At 44.9% G+C, this 15,980-nt stretch carries 13 protein-coding genes and 2 tRNA genes; 8 read left to right on the top strand and 7 right to left on the bottom strand.

Features of this window, described 5'->3' with window-relative positions; translation table 11 throughout:
- The first annotated feature begins 158 nt into the window (after positions 1-158).
- Positions 159-1,829, top strand: a complete 1,671-nt coding sequence (gene asnB, locus GTH32_RS07885; RefSeq protein WP_163084690.1) for an asparagine synthase B — start codon at positions 159-161, stop codon at positions 1,827-1,829.
- Positions 1,830-2,009: 180 nt separating this feature from the next.
- Here the strand turns inward: asnB and GTH32_RS07880 are convergent, their stop codons facing one another.
- Both GTH32_RS07880 and queE read right to left on the bottom strand, forming a co-directional pair.
- Positions 2,010-2,891, bottom strand: coding sequence for a type 2 periplasmic-binding domain-containing protein (locus tag GTH32_RS07880; RefSeq protein WP_163084689.1), 882 nt, complete (start codon positions 2,889-2,891; stop codon positions 2,010-2,012).
- A 21-nt stretch (positions 2,892-2,912) separates the two neighbouring features.
- Positions 2,913-3,563: a 7-carboxy-7-deazaguanine synthase QueE gene (gene queE / locus GTH32_RS07875; protein ID WP_163084768.1), complete on the bottom strand. Its 651-nt coding sequence runs from the start codon at positions 3,561-3,563 to the stop codon at positions 2,913-2,915.
- 117 nt (positions 3,564-3,680) lie between these two features.
- Here queE and queC point away from each other — a divergent pair, with 117 nt between their 5' ends.
- Positions 3,681-4,337: a 7-cyano-7-deazaguanine synthase QueC gene (gene queC, locus GTH32_RS07870; RefSeq protein ID WP_163084688.1), complete on the top strand. Its 657-nt coding sequence runs from the start codon at positions 3,681-3,683 to the stop codon at positions 4,335-4,337.
- A 121-nt stretch (positions 4,338-4,458) separates the two neighbouring features.
- On the opposite strand, the gene GTH32_RS07865 is transcribed toward queC, so the two are convergent.
- From GTH32_RS07865 to GTH32_RS07845, 5 genes are all read right to left on the bottom strand, one after another.
- Entirely contained in the window at positions 4,459-4,842 is a 384-nt protein-coding gene (locus tag GTH32_RS07865; RefSeq protein WP_163084687.1) for a hypothetical protein, read from the bottom strand.
- Complete coding sequence (locus tag GTH32_RS07860) at positions 4,839-5,159, bottom strand: hypothetical protein (RefSeq protein ID WP_163084686.1); 321 nt, start codon at positions 5,157-5,159, stop codon at positions 4,839-4,841. The genes GTH32_RS07865 and GTH32_RS07860 overlap by 4 nt, the downstream gene beginning before the upstream one ends.
- A gap of 118 nt (positions 5,160-5,277) precedes the next feature.
- The gene (locus GTH32_RS07855; protein WP_163084685.1) at positions 5,278-6,204 is read right to left on the bottom strand and encodes a LysR family transcriptional regulator; all 927 of its coding nucleotides are present in this window, start codon (positions 6,202-6,204) and stop codon (positions 5,278-5,280) included.
- 183 nt (positions 6,205-6,387) lie between these two features.
- Positions 6,388-8,403 carry an excinuclease ABC subunit UvrB gene (uvrB, locus tag GTH32_RS07850; protein WP_163084684.1) on the bottom strand — a complete coding sequence of 672 codons (2,016 nt, stop codon included), beginning with the start codon at positions 8,401-8,403 and terminating at the stop codon, positions 6,388-6,390.
- Positions 8,400-9,806, bottom strand: a complete 1,407-nt coding sequence (locus GTH32_RS07845; RefSeq protein ID WP_484476982.1) for an MATE family efflux transporter — start codon at positions 9,804-9,806, stop codon at positions 8,400-8,402. Before GTH32_RS07845 ends, uvrB begins: the two co-directional genes overlap by 4 nt.
- Positions 9,807-10,891: 1,085 nt before the next feature.
- Here GTH32_RS07845 and GTH32_RS07840 point away from each other — a divergent pair.
- The 6 genes from GTH32_RS07840 to rsxD all read left to right on the top strand — a co-directional run bounded on the left by GTH32_RS07840 (position 10,892) and on the right by rsxD (position 15,977).
- Positions 10,892-10,968, top strand: a tRNA-Asn gene (locus tag GTH32_RS07840).
- 28 nt (positions 10,969-10,996) lie between these two features.
- A tRNA-Asn gene (locus tag GTH32_RS07835) sits at positions 10,997-11,073 on the top strand.
- 187 nt (positions 11,074-11,260) lie between these two features.
- On the top strand, positions 11,261-11,842 hold the full coding sequence (gene rsxA / locus GTH32_RS07830; protein WP_163084683.1) for an electron transport complex subunit RsxA: 582 nt from the start codon (positions 11,261-11,263) through the stop codon (positions 11,840-11,842).
- Positions 11,842-12,411: an electron transport complex subunit RsxB gene (rsxB, locus tag GTH32_RS07825; protein ID WP_163084682.1), complete on the top strand. Its 570-nt coding sequence runs from the start codon at positions 11,842-11,844 to the stop codon at positions 12,409-12,411. Before rsxA ends, rsxB begins: the two co-directional genes overlap by 1 nt.
- Positions 12,412-12,414: 3 nt before the next feature.
- A complete protein-coding gene (gene rsxC / locus GTH32_RS07820; protein ID WP_163084681.1) occupies positions 12,415-14,895 on the top strand; it encodes an electron transport complex subunit RsxC in 2,481 nt (826 codons plus the stop codon).
- Positions 14,892-15,977, top strand: a complete 1,086-nt coding sequence (gene rsxD, locus GTH32_RS07815) for an electron transport complex subunit RsxD (protein ID WP_163084680.1) — start codon at positions 14,892-14,894, stop codon at positions 15,975-15,977. Before rsxC ends, rsxD begins: the two co-directional genes overlap by 4 nt.
- Positions 15,978-15,980 lie beyond the last annotated feature (3 nt).

Genomic DNA, 15,980 nt, shown 5'->3' with positions numbered 1-15,980 from the left:
TCATCATAATATACTTGCAATTTCCTGTCAGACTGGCACATTCAAGGGCAAGCGAAAGAGTCAAACAAAAATACCAATAATACCTTCGCACGCTTTAAAGCGTAATCGACAGAATATTCCAATTATTTTTTAACAAGTGAACAGAGAGAATCCGTTATATGTGTGGTATTTTCGGTATCCTTGATATCAAAACCGATGTGTCTGAACTCAGAACCCGAGCCCTCGATTTATCAAAACTTTTGCGCCACCGTGGCCCTGACTGGTCGGGAATCTGGAATAATGACAATACCATTCTTTGTCACGAAAGATTGGCTATTGTAGATGTTGATACTGGCGCCCAGCCGCTGATAAGCCAAGATGGCAACAAAGTGCTTGCTGTCAATGGTGAAATTTATAATCACAAGCAATTAGCAGCAAATTTAGCCCAGCCGTACGAATTTAAAACCCGTTCAGATTGCGAAGTTATTTTGCCCCTGTTTCAGGAAAAAGGCATCGAATTTATTGATGACCTAGAAGGCATGTTTGCCTTTGTACTTTATGATGAATCTCAAGACGCCTATCTTATTGCCCGAGATCACATAGGTATAATTCCTTTGTACACAGGTTACGATGAGCATGGCAATTTTTATGTTTCGTCAGAAATGAAAGCGTTAGCCCCAATCTGTAAAACCATCAGTGAATTCCCTCCGGGCCATTACTTATGGAGCAAAGAAGGTAAAGTTACTAAGTACTACCAGCGTGACTGGATGGAATACGATGCGGTTAAAGACAATAGCACTAACTTAGATGACCTTCGTGTTGCGTTCGAAAAATCAGTAAAATCACATATGATGTCTGATGTACCCTACGCAGTATTGCTTTCAGGTGGCTTAGATTCCTCACTGGTATCTGCCGTGGCGGCAAAATATGTGGCTAAACGGGTTGAAGACGAAGATAAATCTGACGCTTGGTGGCCTCGTTTACACAGCTTTGCTGTAGGTTTAGAAGGCGCCCCTGATTTAAAAGCAGCGAAGAAAGTTGCTGATATGATTGGTACAGTGCATCATGAAATTCACTTTACCATTCAAGAAGGTTTAGATGCTATTCGTGACGTTATTTTCCACTTGGAAACCTACGACACAACTACTATCCGAGCAGCCACACCTATGTACCTTATGAGCCGAAAAATTAAGGCCATGGGAATTAAGATGGTGTTGTCGGGTGAAGGTGCTGATGAGATTTTTGGCGGCTACCTTTACTTCCACAAAGCGCCTAACGCGAAAGAATTTCATGAAGAAACGGTACGTAAGTTAGACCGTCTGCATATGTTCGATTGTGCGCGTGCTAATAAAGCAACCTCAGCATGGGGTGTTGAAGCGCGTGTTCCCTTCCTCGATAAAAACTTCATTGACGTAGCGATGCGCCTTAATCCACAGGATAAGATGTGTTTAGACGGTAAAATGGAAAAATGGATTTTACGTAAAGCTTTTGACAATGGCGATACGCTTCCGGCCGAAGTACTTTGGCGTCAAAAAGAACAGTTTGGCGATGGTGTAGGTTACTCTTGGATTGACTCTATTAGAGACTTTGTGGGGCAACAAGTAACTGACCAGCAACTTGCTACCGCCGAGTTCCGTTTTCCGGTGAACACGCCGGATACGAAGGAAGGCTACTATTACCGTACAATCTTCGAAGGTTACTTCCCACAGGAAAGTGCAGCTCATTGTGTACCTGGGGGTAAATCTATCGCTTGTAGTACCGTTGAAGCCCTAGAATGGGACGAAAGCTTTAAAAATAATGCAGACCCGTCTGGCCGTTCGATGAAAGATGTACATGCGGGTGAGTCTTAACGTCAACTGCGCTTGATAGACGAAATAATAGTTAATAGAAAGCCCTTACAACCTAGGTTGTAAGGGCTTTTTTAATGCCTGCTACGTAAGCCCGTACATAAGCGAGTAAGGTAAGCTTTCTTTATACCGATACGGAGACTTTAAACAGGCCCATATAGGCAATGAACAATCAGGCATCCCTTATTGAGATGCTGCCTCGCTGCCCGCTCTATACCACAAGCGTTCGTCCGTTAAAGGGGTTTTAGGTGGCAATAGTGGGTTGTCTAAGGTGTATACCTCCCGCTCTTCGATGTGCAATTCATCGATAACCTCGTTAAAAGTAGCGGTGAACAACGCATCAAAAGAGCCGTCCTGGATTGCCCGCTGTAAGCCAGTTTCGATTAAATTCGCTAAGGTCTGGTTACTATTACTCACAAAGTAGTACATCGCAGTAGGGTAATACAACGCCATTCTCGGTTCTATGCGCAAAACAGCAGCACGCCCTTGGTCTTCCATTTCTGGCATAATTTCAATTAAAGAACGGGGGAAAAAATCGCCTTTGCCTTGCATGAGTAAAGTATAAGCTTGCGCATACGAGGGTACTGTAAAGACATTAAAGCCACTGGCCTGTAATATCTTTGTATCCGGCCACTCTTCGCCCTGTAATGGCGTGAGTTTAAGTAAGTCGCCTATTGACCTCACCCGATTAAACCTGGCCGCTTTTTCTTCATTAATAGCAAACAGTCTAAGGCCGATAAGCCCCTTTGCGATGGGTACGCGAATGGGCATTAGTTCCTTCTCTCGTTGGCTGTCTGTCATGCTCCATACCACATTCACCTCGCGGTTTTCCTTTAACTGGCGCATAGCCTTTGCGGTTAGCAAAATACGATCTGAAGGTCGTAGTTCGTAATTTACGCCGGTTTTGTCCAAAGCAAGTTTTAGTAACGCAATGGGGTATTCAGCACGCGCATCGCCCTCATCTATGGGCCGAGGATAGGTGATAGTCCAAAGTGCAGCCGCGCTAGAAGTGGCAAATACACACAACCAGAACGCAACGACACACCTTATTAAGCGATACCCCATCTGCCGAACTCCTATTTCGTATTACTCAATGCCAATGTATTTGTGCGTTTGTAAGGATAGACGCCAATTCCGTGCAATACACGTTTTTACTGCCAACTCTGTGGCGCGCTTTTGTTGACTAATCGGCTGTAAGCACACCTGTTTACCTTCAAGGCTCGACACGTCTTTTAACAACGCATCTAATTCATCAATATGCTTTTGCATGGCGATAGGGTGCTTAATCTCGTTGGCGCGCTCTAAAGCACCAATAAGTACTTCCATGCCCCCTTTCATATTAATCTTAGGGGAAACGGTAACGTAGGTACGTGGGTCACACAATACCTCATAGGTACCGCTTGTTTCTATCTGTGTTGTATACCCGTTATCGTGCAAGTAGGTGGTGAGCGGGCGTAGATCGTACATACAAGGCTCACCGCCTGTTATCACCACGTGTTTTGCCACATAACCTTCGTCATTAAAAAGCGACAATAATCCATTTTCGTCGGTTGTGAAAAATTGCTCATCTTCCTGGGGTTTATTGATGACCTCGTGTGCTGTTGTAACTAAGGCGTCATCTAAAGACCAAGTATGCTTAGTGTCGCACCATGGGCACCCTACCGGGCACCCTTGTAGGCGCACAAATACCGAAGGGATCCCCGTAAACGACCCTTCCCCTTGAATAGTTTCAAACATTTCATTGATGTTTAATGTGCTCGATGCAGACAAAATATAACCCTTTCGCAATTGTATGTTGGGATTTTACCAAGGATCACATAAAATTCGGGTATAATTTCTTAATTCTTTAAAACTATGTCTGAAAACGTTGTTGTTATCTACTCAGGTGGAATGGATTCATTCACCGTATTGCACAAAGCCCTTCTAGACGGCAAGAAAGTACATGCATTGTCGTTCAATTACGGCCAGCGCCATAAAAAGGAACTAGATTACGCTGCGAACGTCTGTACCTCGCTTAATATTCCTCACAAGATTGTTGATATCAGTGCTATTAATACATTAATCGGTGGTTCTTCACTCACCTCAGATATTGATGTTCCTGAAGGGCATTATGAAGAGCCTAGTATGAAACAAACCGTGGTCCCCAATCGCAATATGATATTACTATCACTTGCTGTGGGATACGCTGTTAGCTTAGATGCGAAAGAGGTGTACTACGGAGCCCATTCGGGAGATCATGCTATTTATCCCGATTGTCGCCCAGAATTTGTCGAAAAGATGAATGATGTATGCGGCATTGCAAACTATACCCCTGTTGAAATAGTAACCCCTTACCTAAAGGTAAGTAAGAGCGCTATTCTTGAGGATGGACTAAGAATGAAGCTGGATTATGGGCTTACTTGGACTTGCTATAATGGACGGGAAAAGGCCTGCGGAAAATGCGGCGCGTGCGAAGAAAGACAAGAAGCGTTTAGCGATAATAACGCCACTGATCCTCTAGATTATGAATAGGCATTCGCTAAAGAACCGGTAAATGAACTGGCTAGGTAACCGGGTAAATAAGCAAGTTGATAGCTTTCTAGCAAGCTATATACACAAATTCCCACCTAAATCTTCCCAAACGTGTACCCTATTATGCGCGTTTGGGCGCTAACCTGCGTATAATTAACACTACCATACGAATTACCACCACAGATAAGAACGCACTTAGCCCCAGTGCACCTCCTACCCCCTCAAGTAGTGGCAGCAGCCAAACAAAGAATGCAACGAATATTAAAGTAGCTAGGGTCAAGGTTAGTACAGATAGTCGATGAGGCGCGCTCATGCCAATAAAGCTTCCGCCAAAAAATGCGGCCGACCATAGCTCGACATTGTTCGTTAGAATGTAAGCGAAAGCAATAAAAACCAACGTTAAAAAACTCGATGCGCGTACCGGATTAAAGTAGCGATATTGGCCGAGGTAGAATGTTCCAAGCGCGCCAAACACACTAATACTAAAAAGCTGCAATAGGGTCATAGCAAATCACGTACGAGTACTACGCTACCCACTGCAGCGAACGCAATAGCGCCAAGACGGCCTCCGATACCTTCAAACATAGAACGCGTGAGAGTATAAAATAGTGCCCCTAATACACACACTATTGCAAACGCTTGCCACGTGGATATGAAACTACTTGAGCACATGCCCGCGAAAGCGCCTGCGTAGACAGCAGCCTGAGTGTGATTACCATAGGCCCGAGGTATAGACCAAAAGCTAGCGGCGAAGCCCACCAAGGCTGCGCTTAACACTACCGGAAGTGCGGCAAACTGATGAAGCACATAGCAGCTTGTCATCCCGACGAAAAACGCCAGTAGTTTATTAAGAAAAAAAATACGTATACCTTAACGAAAATGCCCTATTAATTAGGGCACTTATTATGACACAAAACAATTAACGAGGAGAACCGGTGGGCTACTTTTGGCTTTCGGCAATAAAATAGGTTAATTCTTTAATACAGTGGCGTAACACTGGGTTTAGTCGTGTATTTTTGCCGTTCATTACGAACAAATCGTGATTGAAGTTAAATAAGCTACCGTTAGCAATGGGAACTAATCCAAGTGCTGCCCCTTGCTCGCGCGCCATGTAATCAGGCAATAACCCAACATACTCCCCGGTCATAATAGCCGACATAGCAGCATCAAAAGAATCAGAGAAGGTTTGAATGGCAAGACGCGACTCATCTTCAATATAATTTGCCGATGACAGCCCTGAAATACCAATAGCGGGATAATTTTCTATATTGATATCTTTGGGTAATTCGGTATCGCGATATTTAGCAAGAGGGTGAGTAGGCGCACAATAAAGTCGCCCTTCCGTCGCGATACCTACCGGGTGAAAGGTAACCGATTCTGGCTTAACCATATCATAGGTAGAAACAACCAAATGGCATTCCCCTGATAATGCAACGTGCTCAACCTCGTTATATAAACGTGTTTGGATATTTACGTGAATATCGTCAAACTTTTTCATCGTACTTTTTACTGCCTTACTGACAGCGAGATGAATAGACAGAGGTAACCCTGCCATTAATACTAGGGTTATGTGCCCGGAATAATCATCGTGTAACGATTTCAAATTAAACACGAAATTATCGAAAGCGTTAAAAATACGCTTGGTTTCTTGAAAGACGACTTCGCCTTCCTTTGTCATTTGGAAACCACCGCGACCTCGATGACACAACACAAGGTCTAAGCGTTCTTCAAGTTTTTTAATTGCTGCACTAATGTTAGGACGCTGCATTCGCAATACTGGCTCTGCGGCAGTAAATCCATTGCAGCTTGCTACCGCGTAAAATACACGTAATAGCTTAATGTCAGACTCCTGGAGACGGTTTAACATACAGGCACCCGTTTTTTAGGTATAGTTATAGATACTTTAATAAGCACTATATTCAAGTAAGTAATTTATTACAACGACAAAATACGGCTTTTTGTCGTAAAATTAACAAGGGTTTGACAAAAACTGCCCCCCCCCAGTTATCTTTATTCATACTTCCTACAACCTATAACAGCCCATTCAGGGCTAGGAAAGTGCCACTACTTGTTTTCTTAACGCCTCTATTTCGTCTCGCATTGAGGCGGCTTTTTCAAACTCTAACTCTCTGGCCAATTCAAACATTTGCTTTTCTAGTGAACTAATCTGTTCCATAAGCTCGGTAGCGTTAGCGGCTTTTTTCTGTTTTTTCTTCTCTTCTACTTTGCGTAACCGCACTTTTCCTGACGCGGGATGTGCCCCGTCACCTAAGTCCATAATATCAGTGATGGGCTTGTTTAGGCGCATGGGCGTAATGTTATTTTCCGTGTTGTATTCCATTTGTTTTTCACGTCGACGTTCAGTTTCATCTATCGCTTTTTTCATCGACTTAGTAATAGAATCGCCATATAAAATAGCACGCCCATTAATATGTCGTGCCGCCCGACCTATGGTTTGTATAAGCGAGCGCTCGGCCCGCAAAAAGCCCTCTTTATCGGCATCAAGAATGGCAACAAGTGACACTTCGGGCATATCTAAACCTTCTCTTAGCAGGTTAATACCCACTAGCACATCGAACTTTCCGATCCGCAGGTCGCGAATTATTTCAATACGCTCAACCGTATCGATATCCGAATGAAGATAACGAACTTTAACGCCATGCTCATTGAGATATTCACTTAAATCTTCCGCCATACGCTTAGTTAGCGTGGTAATAAGCACCCTTTCATCCACCGCTACTCGTTTTTGGATTTCAGATAGCACGTCATCCACTTGGGTTGCCACAGGGCGTACTTCAATTTCTGGATCTAATAGCCCTGTAGGCCTAACTACCTGCTCTACTATATCGCCGTGGGTTTTTTCTAATTCGTAATTGCCAGGGGTAGCAGACACGTAGATGGTTTGCGGGCAAATCTGTTCAAACTCTTCAAATTTCAGCGGCCGATTGTCTAATGCAGAAGGTAATCGAAAGCCAAATTCCACAAGGGTTTCCTTTCTCGACCTATCTCCGCGATACATGGCCCCAATTTGTGACACGGTAACGTGAGATTCATCAATAAACATCAATCCATCCGCGGGAAAGTAATCTAGCAACGTAGGGGGTGGCTCACCGGGCGCACGTCCAGATAGATATCGCGAGTAATTTTCGATACCCGAGCAATACCCAAGCTCCATCATCATTTCAATATCAAACTGGGTTCGCTGAGAGATACGTTGCTCTTCGAGTAATTTATTACTCTCTTGCAGTTGGGCTTTACGCTCTTTTAGTTCTTCTTTTATACGCTCGATAGCGTTAAGAATTTTTTCCCGCGGCGTTACATAGTGGGTCTTTGGAAATACAGTGGCACGCACCACTGACTTTTCCACCGCGCCGGTTAGGGGGTCAAATAGACTTATCTTGTCAATTTCATCATCGAACAGCTCTACACGAACCGCTTGCTTTTCCGAGTCGGCGGGGAAAATATCAATAACATCGCCGCGTACTCTAAAGGTACCGCGCTCAAAAGCCAGATCGTTTCGCTTATACTGCAATTCGGCAAGCCGACGCAAGATATCTCGCTGATCCATCGTATCGCCCTGGCGAAGGTGCAATAGCATTTTCATATAAGATTCAGGATCGCCAAGACCGTAGATAGCAGACACACTTGCAATAATGACTACGTCTCTTCGTTCCATTAGCGCTTTGGTGGCGGATAGGCGCATTTGCTCAATATGATCATTAATCGAAGCATCTTTTTCTATAAAGGTATCAGTACTTGGCACATATGCTTCGGGCTGATAATAATCATAATAAGAAACAAAGTATTCCACGGCATTATTAGGAAAAAAATCCTTCATTTCGCCATACAGTTGTGCTGCTAACGTTTTATTGTGCGCAAGGATCAAAGTAGGTCTTTGTACTTCGTTGATAACATTAGCCATAGTGAAGGTTTTCCCCGACCCGGTAACCCCCAGCAAGGTTTGTGCAGCAAGCCCGCTTTCCAGCCCATCAACAAGCGTTTCTATTGCAACGGGCTGATCGCCTGCAGGCTTATACGCGGAATGAAGTTCAAAACCCTTACTCATTTAACACTACCCTTTTCATCTACTACTGTTTCACTGTCCACCACATCGTGTTTATGATTCGCAAGTGCCCGTTTAAAAACTACAACCGATACACTGGCCATCGCGATATTGGCAATTACCGTACCCCAGTACAAACCTTTCAAACCGAACAGGTAACTGCCTAACACACTAATAGGAACAAAAAACACAAATAATCGAATAACACTTAAGCCAAGCGCCCCCATCGGTCGATGCATAGCATTAAGCGATGAATTGGTTAAAATAACCACGCCCTGCATGCCATACCCTAAAGGTACTATCATCAAAAACAACTGAATGAGCGATGATACTTGAGGCTCTTTGGCAAACGCAGCAGCAATCCAGCCACCACACAACCACATAAATACAAATACGGCAAACTGCCAAAAAAGCACAAATTTTAAGGTAATCGAATAGGCCCTTTCTACTCGCTCGAACTTATTTGCGCCTACATTTTGGCTAATAAAAGGCGGTAATGTCATCGATAACGCTAACACCACAATACTGGCAATGGACTCCATTCTGTTGCCCACCCCCCATGCCGCCACCGCTGATGGGCCATAACTGGCCACCACGGCGGTCATCACGCCACCCGCGATTGGCGTAAGCATGTTAGCCCCCGCTGCAGGTAATCCTATGCGTAAGATATCGCCACTGCTTTCTTTAAGTTCAGCAAGGGTTAGTAGCCGAGGTAAAATTAATTTGCGCTGTATTGCCAATAAATACAAAATCCAACAAGCGCCCACTATCCAGGCCAATAGAGTAGCCAATGCCGCGCCTTTTATACCCATGGCGGGCACAGGACCAAAGCCAAAGATAAACAAGGGATCTAGCGCTGCATTTAAGCCACCGACGGTTGCCATAATCAAACTAGGCGTACGTGTATCGCCACAGGCACGTAATACACTATTGCCCACCATAGGTAAGGATAAGAAAACACTCGATAAATACCACAGACTCATATAATCGGTGATATAAGGCATTAGAAGGGGCGAAGCATTTAGTAGTGAAAACACCCCGTCAATTGAAAAGTAACCCACGCACGCTAAACTTCCCACTAGCAGCGCAGACAACATTAACGAGCCCGTAGCATAATGCTGCGATTGCGTTATCTCCTTACTCCCCTGCAATTTTCCTATAATCGCAGAAGTGCCTATTCCTAAGCCGATATTCAAACTTATTACAGTAAAAGTAACCGGAAATGTAAAACTAATGGCCGCAAGTTGCTCTGTGCCCAGCAAACTAACAAAGAAGGTATCTATTAATCCGAAGCTCATCATCATAACCATGCCCAGTATCATGGGAATGGTCATTCGCTTTAGTGTTGAAGCGATATTCCCCTCAACCAAGTTGGATGTTTTTCTGGCTGGCTTCTCGATGCTCACATTTCCTCTCGTATATTTCCCAATTACAAATGTGTTGAGTTGCGCACGTTAACACGCGGACATAGGGCTCAACAGGTTTATAGCACACTCTCTACACTATGCGGCTAGTCTAAGATAGGCGCTTTAAATAAGCTATGGAATTTAGACCAACCGGGGTTTAGTAGAGAAAGATGGCGTAGAAAAAGGTATTTCCCCGCTTCAAGTGTGTATTTGACCCTGTTGATACCCTTACTTGCCTTAGATGGATAAAAGGCGCCTTTTATTGTGGTAAACGTCACGCGCGTATCGCTAAGGTGCGACCTAATGACGTAGTGAAAGCATTACATATTAATGACATATTCATTTCGGCTATACGACACCGTTAGCGTGCTTATTCGTTAAACGATTTCACCCTACAACCCCTTAAGCATGTTAAGTTATTGTAAAAATCGGTTTTATTCCTGTTACGCTGTTGATAAGCCAGTACACATTCGCTGAATTAACACACAAGATATTTTTTATCCAATGGATCGTAGAAGATCTATCGCGGCGATCATTTAAAATAAAATAAACAACTGATATTGCTAAGAAATACCTTATCCAATCAGTACCCGACGCTCGATCATTGCACTTATGATCATGACCAATTGAACGGTTAATCTCAGCTATCAACACACTTATCCACAGATTTAGTGGATAACTAGCTACACGCCAGTAGTGGCGCTATTCTTTCGCCTCTGTTCACAACTTTAGGTAAGTAAGGACTAACCTTGTGCTACGTAGCGTTAGGTTACAGATTCATGAATAGCTGTATATAATACCAGTAATCAAAATGTTTATTATTCTTTTTTGTTATAGGACTCAAAAGAAAGCAGCATTAACTTTAAAAAGTATAATTCTCGGGAATGTCGTTTCTCTCAAACGCTGTGTAATCAACTTTTCGCGGCCTCTGTTCATTAAACAAGCGTATTTTTCTAACGCTTGGTGGATAATTAAGCACAAAACCCGCGAAAAGCTATTTTTTGTCCATTTAACACAAAAAAGTGCGGAAGATTGTTGACAGAAACCGCCGACCTCTTTAACATTCGCCCCCGTTGAAAAGCAGGTCCCCCTTAGCTCAGTTGGTTAGAGCGACGGACTGTTAATCCGCAGGTCCCCCGTTCGAGTCGGGGAGGGGGAGCCAACTTTTCTTCAACAACTTAGGTGTCGTTTCCCCCTTAGCTCAGTTGGTTAGAGCGACGGACTGTTAATCCGCAGGTCCCCCGTTCGAGTCGGGGAGGGGGAGCCACTTAGTTGGCTCACAAATATGCATTATCTCTTCAGCTATACCTAGCGCACAAATTCCTAATTAAAAATATTAAATAACCCTAATTCGATCAAGTTGTTAATCTGATTCTAAAAAGCGATAATAGCGACGTAAATGTAAATTCATATTGGCTTAGCCCACAACGCTCCTAATCGGACTTGTTATATTCATGACTGATTTTTTATTGTTACTAATAGGCACGGTGCTCGTAAACAACTTTGTGCTCGTGAAGTTTCTCGGACTATGCCCGTTTATGGGCGTATCCAGTAAACTTGAGACCGCCATGGGCATGTCAATGGCTACCACCTTTGTGCTTACCCTCGCTTCAGCAACGAGTTATTTAGTAGAAACCTACCTTCTTGCCCCATTGGGTATCGGATACCTGCGCACATTAGCATTTATACTGGTTATTGCTGTGGTCGTGCAGTTTACCGAAATGGTGGTACATAAGACCAGTCCAACACTTTACCGCCTATTGGGCATCTTTCTTCCTCTTATTACCACTAATTGTGCGGTTTTAGGGGTAGCCTTATTGAACCTTACCGAGCAACATACTTTCATCGAAAGCCTTATATATGGATTTGGTGCAGCAGCGGGGTTCTCCCTTGTACTTGTGCTATTTGCTGCAATGCGGGAACGATTAGCCGCCGCCGACGTTCCTGTATCTTTTAGGGGCGCTTCGATTGCAATGATTACGGCAGGCCTTATGTCGTTAGCATTCATGGGCTTTAGTGGGTTGGTGAACGTATAATGACGATGACTTACGCTATTGTTGCTATCGGCGCCTTGGCGCTTATATTCGGCCTTATATTAGGGTACGCTAGTGTTCGCTTTAAAGTGGAAAGCGACCCCTTGGTTGACCAGATTGATGACGTACTGCCACAAACACAGTGTGGCCAGTGCGGCTACCCAGGCTGCCGTCCCTATGCAGAAGCTATCGCTAATGGCGATGAGATCAACAAATGCCCACCCGGTGGTGAAAGTACCATAAAAAAACTTGCCGACTTAATGGGTGTTGAACCTAAGCCCTTAGATGGCGCACACGGTGAGGAAGATATTAAAAAAGTAGCCTTCATTCGTGAAGATGAATGTATTGGCTGCACAAAATGCATTCAAGCCTGTCCGGTGGATGCCATTCTTGGCGCTGCGAAACACATGCATACAGTAATTACTGAAGAATGCACAGGTTGTGACTTATGTGTAGACCCCTGCCCTGTCGACTGTATAGATATGGTTCCGGTTACGGAAACTACGGCTACATGGAAGTGGGATTTCTCCTCGTCACCTAAAGGTGACATTCCTATTAAAATGGTGTCTTAAGCGTTGAAGTATCCAAGTTTTGACCACATCATCGATGCCCTTAACGCTGGAAAGCTCTTTTCTTTCCCCGGCGGCGTGCATCCAGACGATAAGAAAGCATTATCGAATACAGCAATAATTGAGCAGCCTCCTTTGCCACAGATTTTAACCCTTCCCTTACGCCAACACGTGGGGTCAGAAGGAATGTGTAGCGTAAATGTAGGCGACTACGTATATAAAGGCCAGCCACTTTGTACTACCACTACTCCTTATTCGGTGCCCATTCACGCCCCCACATCGGGTGAAGTTGTTGCTATAGCACCCCATGTGGTGGCGCACCCCAGTGGCCTTACTGAAATGTGCGTAAGCATAAAGCCTGATGGTAAAGACACCTGGGGCGAACTCACCCCATTAACTAACTACCAAGCGTTAGAGAAAGACAAAATTGTCGAAGCTATCTGTCAGGCAGGCATTTCAGGCATGGGGGGGGCCGGTTTTCCTACTCATATTAAAGCGGCGAGTAGCAAGCCAATTGAATTTCTCGTGATAAATGGGGTGGAATGCGAGCCTTATATTACCTCTGACGATCGCTTAATGCGGGAACATGCATGGCAAATTCGTCAAGGCCTTGATGTGCTAAGCCACCTTATTAACCCGAAAGCGATTGTTATCGCTGTTGAAGACAACAAACCCGAAGCAATAGAAGCGCTAAATATTGCTTGCCAAGATAAAGATGACTACCGTGTTATCAGCGTTGAAACTAAGTACCCTGCTGGGGGCGAAAAGCAACTTATTCAAGTGCTCACCGGACGCGAAGTACCAAGAAATGGGTTGCCTGCAGATGTTGGTGTACTCATGTTTAACGTGGGAACCTGCTATGCCGTAGCTGATGCAATTCTTAACGGAAAGCCGCTTATAGAGCGAATTGTCACCGTTACAGGTGAAGCCGTAAAGCAACCAAAGAATTTTAGGGCGTTGCTAGGTACCCCGGTAGAACATTTGTTAACTGCCGCTGATTACGTGGCTAAAAAACAATCGAGCCCCAGAGTTATAATGGGTGGCCCGATGATGGGGTTCGCATTAGCAGACGCCACTATTCCTATTATTAAAACCACAAACTGTTTATTAGTTCCGGGTAAAAAAGAACTGGCTCCGGAGGACGCTGAACGCCCTTGCATTCGGTGTAGTGCATGTGCCGACGCATGCCCAGCTTCACTACTACCTCAGCAAATATTTTGGCACGCAAAGGCCAAAGAATATGACAAAGCTGAAGAATACGATTTATTTGATTGTATAGAATGCGGAGCATGCGCGTATGTTTGCCCAAGCGAGATACCGTTAGTTCACTATTATCGTAAGGCGAAATCTGAGATTCGCCTAGAGCGAGATGAACGTAATAAAGCCGAAAAAGCGAAACAGCGATTTGAAGCGCGAAAAGAACGCTTAGAACGTGAAAAACGCGAACGTGAAGAAAAACACCGCAAAGCCAAAGAAGCACGTTTAGCAGCGAATAAAAATAAAGCTAATAGTACTAGCACCACGGCTTCTGCCCAGGGTGAAAGTTCAACGCCCACCAATGCAAAAGATAAGGTTGCCGCGGCGTTAGCTCGCGCTAAAGCTAAAAAAGCGGCATTACAAGCAGAGCAAAATGCCCCTAAAGCGAACGAAGAAAGCGCGGAGAGAGAAAAGCTAGCGGCTGCCAAGGCCAATGAAGCCGACGATAAAAAAGCGCAGGTAGCCGCGGCAATCGCTCGTGCTAAAGCTAAAAAGGCAGCCAAGGCCCAGCAACAAACGCAACCGCACTCCGGCCTCACTTCCCCTGCCCACGATGTGGACGAAAATGCCCCAAACCAAGGCCAACCTCAGGTAGATGGTGAGACGAGTACACCGCAAGATGATAAAAAGGCCCGCATAGCGGCAGCGGTGGCACGGGCGAAAGCCAAAAAAGCCGCTCAACAAGGTATCGCTCCATCGTCAGGAAGAGAAACCAACGAAAACAATACACACACGGATGGTAAAGCCGATGTGCAGCAAGAAGACAAAAAAGCCCGTATCGCAGCAGCTGTAGCACGTGCCAAAGCGAAGAAAGCCGCTCAACAAGAAGATACTTTGGAAAGGGAGCCTGGAAGCACACCCGAGGCTCAAACAAACGATAAAAATGCACGGGTAGCCGCAGCAATTGCCAAGGCGAAAGCGAAAAAGCAATTAGCTGAGGAGGAATCCGCGATGGAAACTGACGATACTTCGACGCAGAGCCACGATGAAGAAGCGACTAAGAAGAAAGCGCGCATTGCCGCTGCAGTAGCAAAAGCAAAGGCTAAAAAACAGCAAACAACCCAAGATACTAGCGGCAGTGACAGTGACGCCATACACACCTCTCAGCCTACCAGCGAGACCGAGAATAATAGTCGTAATCAGGCGGAAGAGAAAAAAGCACGTATTGCCGCAGCTATAGCAAAAGCGAAAGCAAAAAAGGCGCAGGCTGAACGCGAGAAAGAATCATGAAACTAACCTTATCGAGTTCCCCTCACCAACGCGTAAGACGAGACACTGGGCAAATTATGCGCTTAGTTATTTACGCTATGGTGCCAGGTATTTTAACGCAGGCCTATTTCTTTGGCTGGGGTGTACTCATTCAATCCTTGCTAGCCGTAGTAAGCGCTGTGGTTATCGAAGGTGTAATTTTATGGCTTCGAAAACGCCCTATTGAACGAACGCTTACCGATTACTCTGCAGTACTCACTGGGTTACTCATAGCGGTTAGCATTCCCCCTACTCTCCCATGGTGGATGACAGTCACAGGCGTATTCTTTGCTATTGGTGTAGCCAAGCAAGTCTATGGCGGGCTAGGGTTTAACATTTTTAATCCGGCGATGATCGCTTATGTAGTATTGCTAATATCATTTCCCGCTGCCATGAGTTTATGGCTGGTGCCTGTCACACATGCCAGCATTACCCCCTCGTTTTTTGACGCCGTTTCACTTATTTTTACCGGCTTCACCACCAGTGGCTATGACGTAGCACAGTTAAGAACTGTGGCTGATGGGGTAACCATGGCAACACCTTTAGACACATTAAGAACGAATCTTACGCAAGGCTTAACCTATTCGGAAACCTTAACTAAACCCATTTTTGATGGTGGCTGGTTTGACGCAGCCGGAGCGGGCTGGGGTTATGTGAGTTTAGCCTATTTATTAGGTGGGTTAGCCTTGATAAGGCTTAAAGTAATTAGCTGGCATATTCCAGGCAGTTTATTGGCCGCGGTTAGCTTGTTTTCTTTTTTGCTATACCTTGTAGATAGTGATCACTTTGCTTCCCCCGTTTTTCACCTGATGAACGGGGCGGTTATGATCGGTGCCTTTTTTATTGCCACTGATCCTGTTTCGGCCTCTACAACGCCCCGCGGCCGGCTTATTTTTGGGGCCGCTATTGGTTTTTGGGTAATAATAATCCGTACTTTTGGCGGTTATCCTGATGCTATGGCATTTGCCGTGATAATTATGAATATGACGGTGCCTCTTATCGACTACTACACAAAACCACGCACTTACGGGCGAGTAAAACGCACCAAAACATCAAGAGAGTAAGCA

Source organism: Alteromonas profundi, assembly GCF_010500865.1.
Classification (GTDB): domain Bacteria; phylum Pseudomonadota; class Gammaproteobacteria; order Enterobacterales; family Alteromonadaceae; genus Alteromonas; species Alteromonas profundi.
Note: the sequence above shows the minus strand (reverse complement) of the source record. Positions and strands in the feature narration are given on the sequence as shown.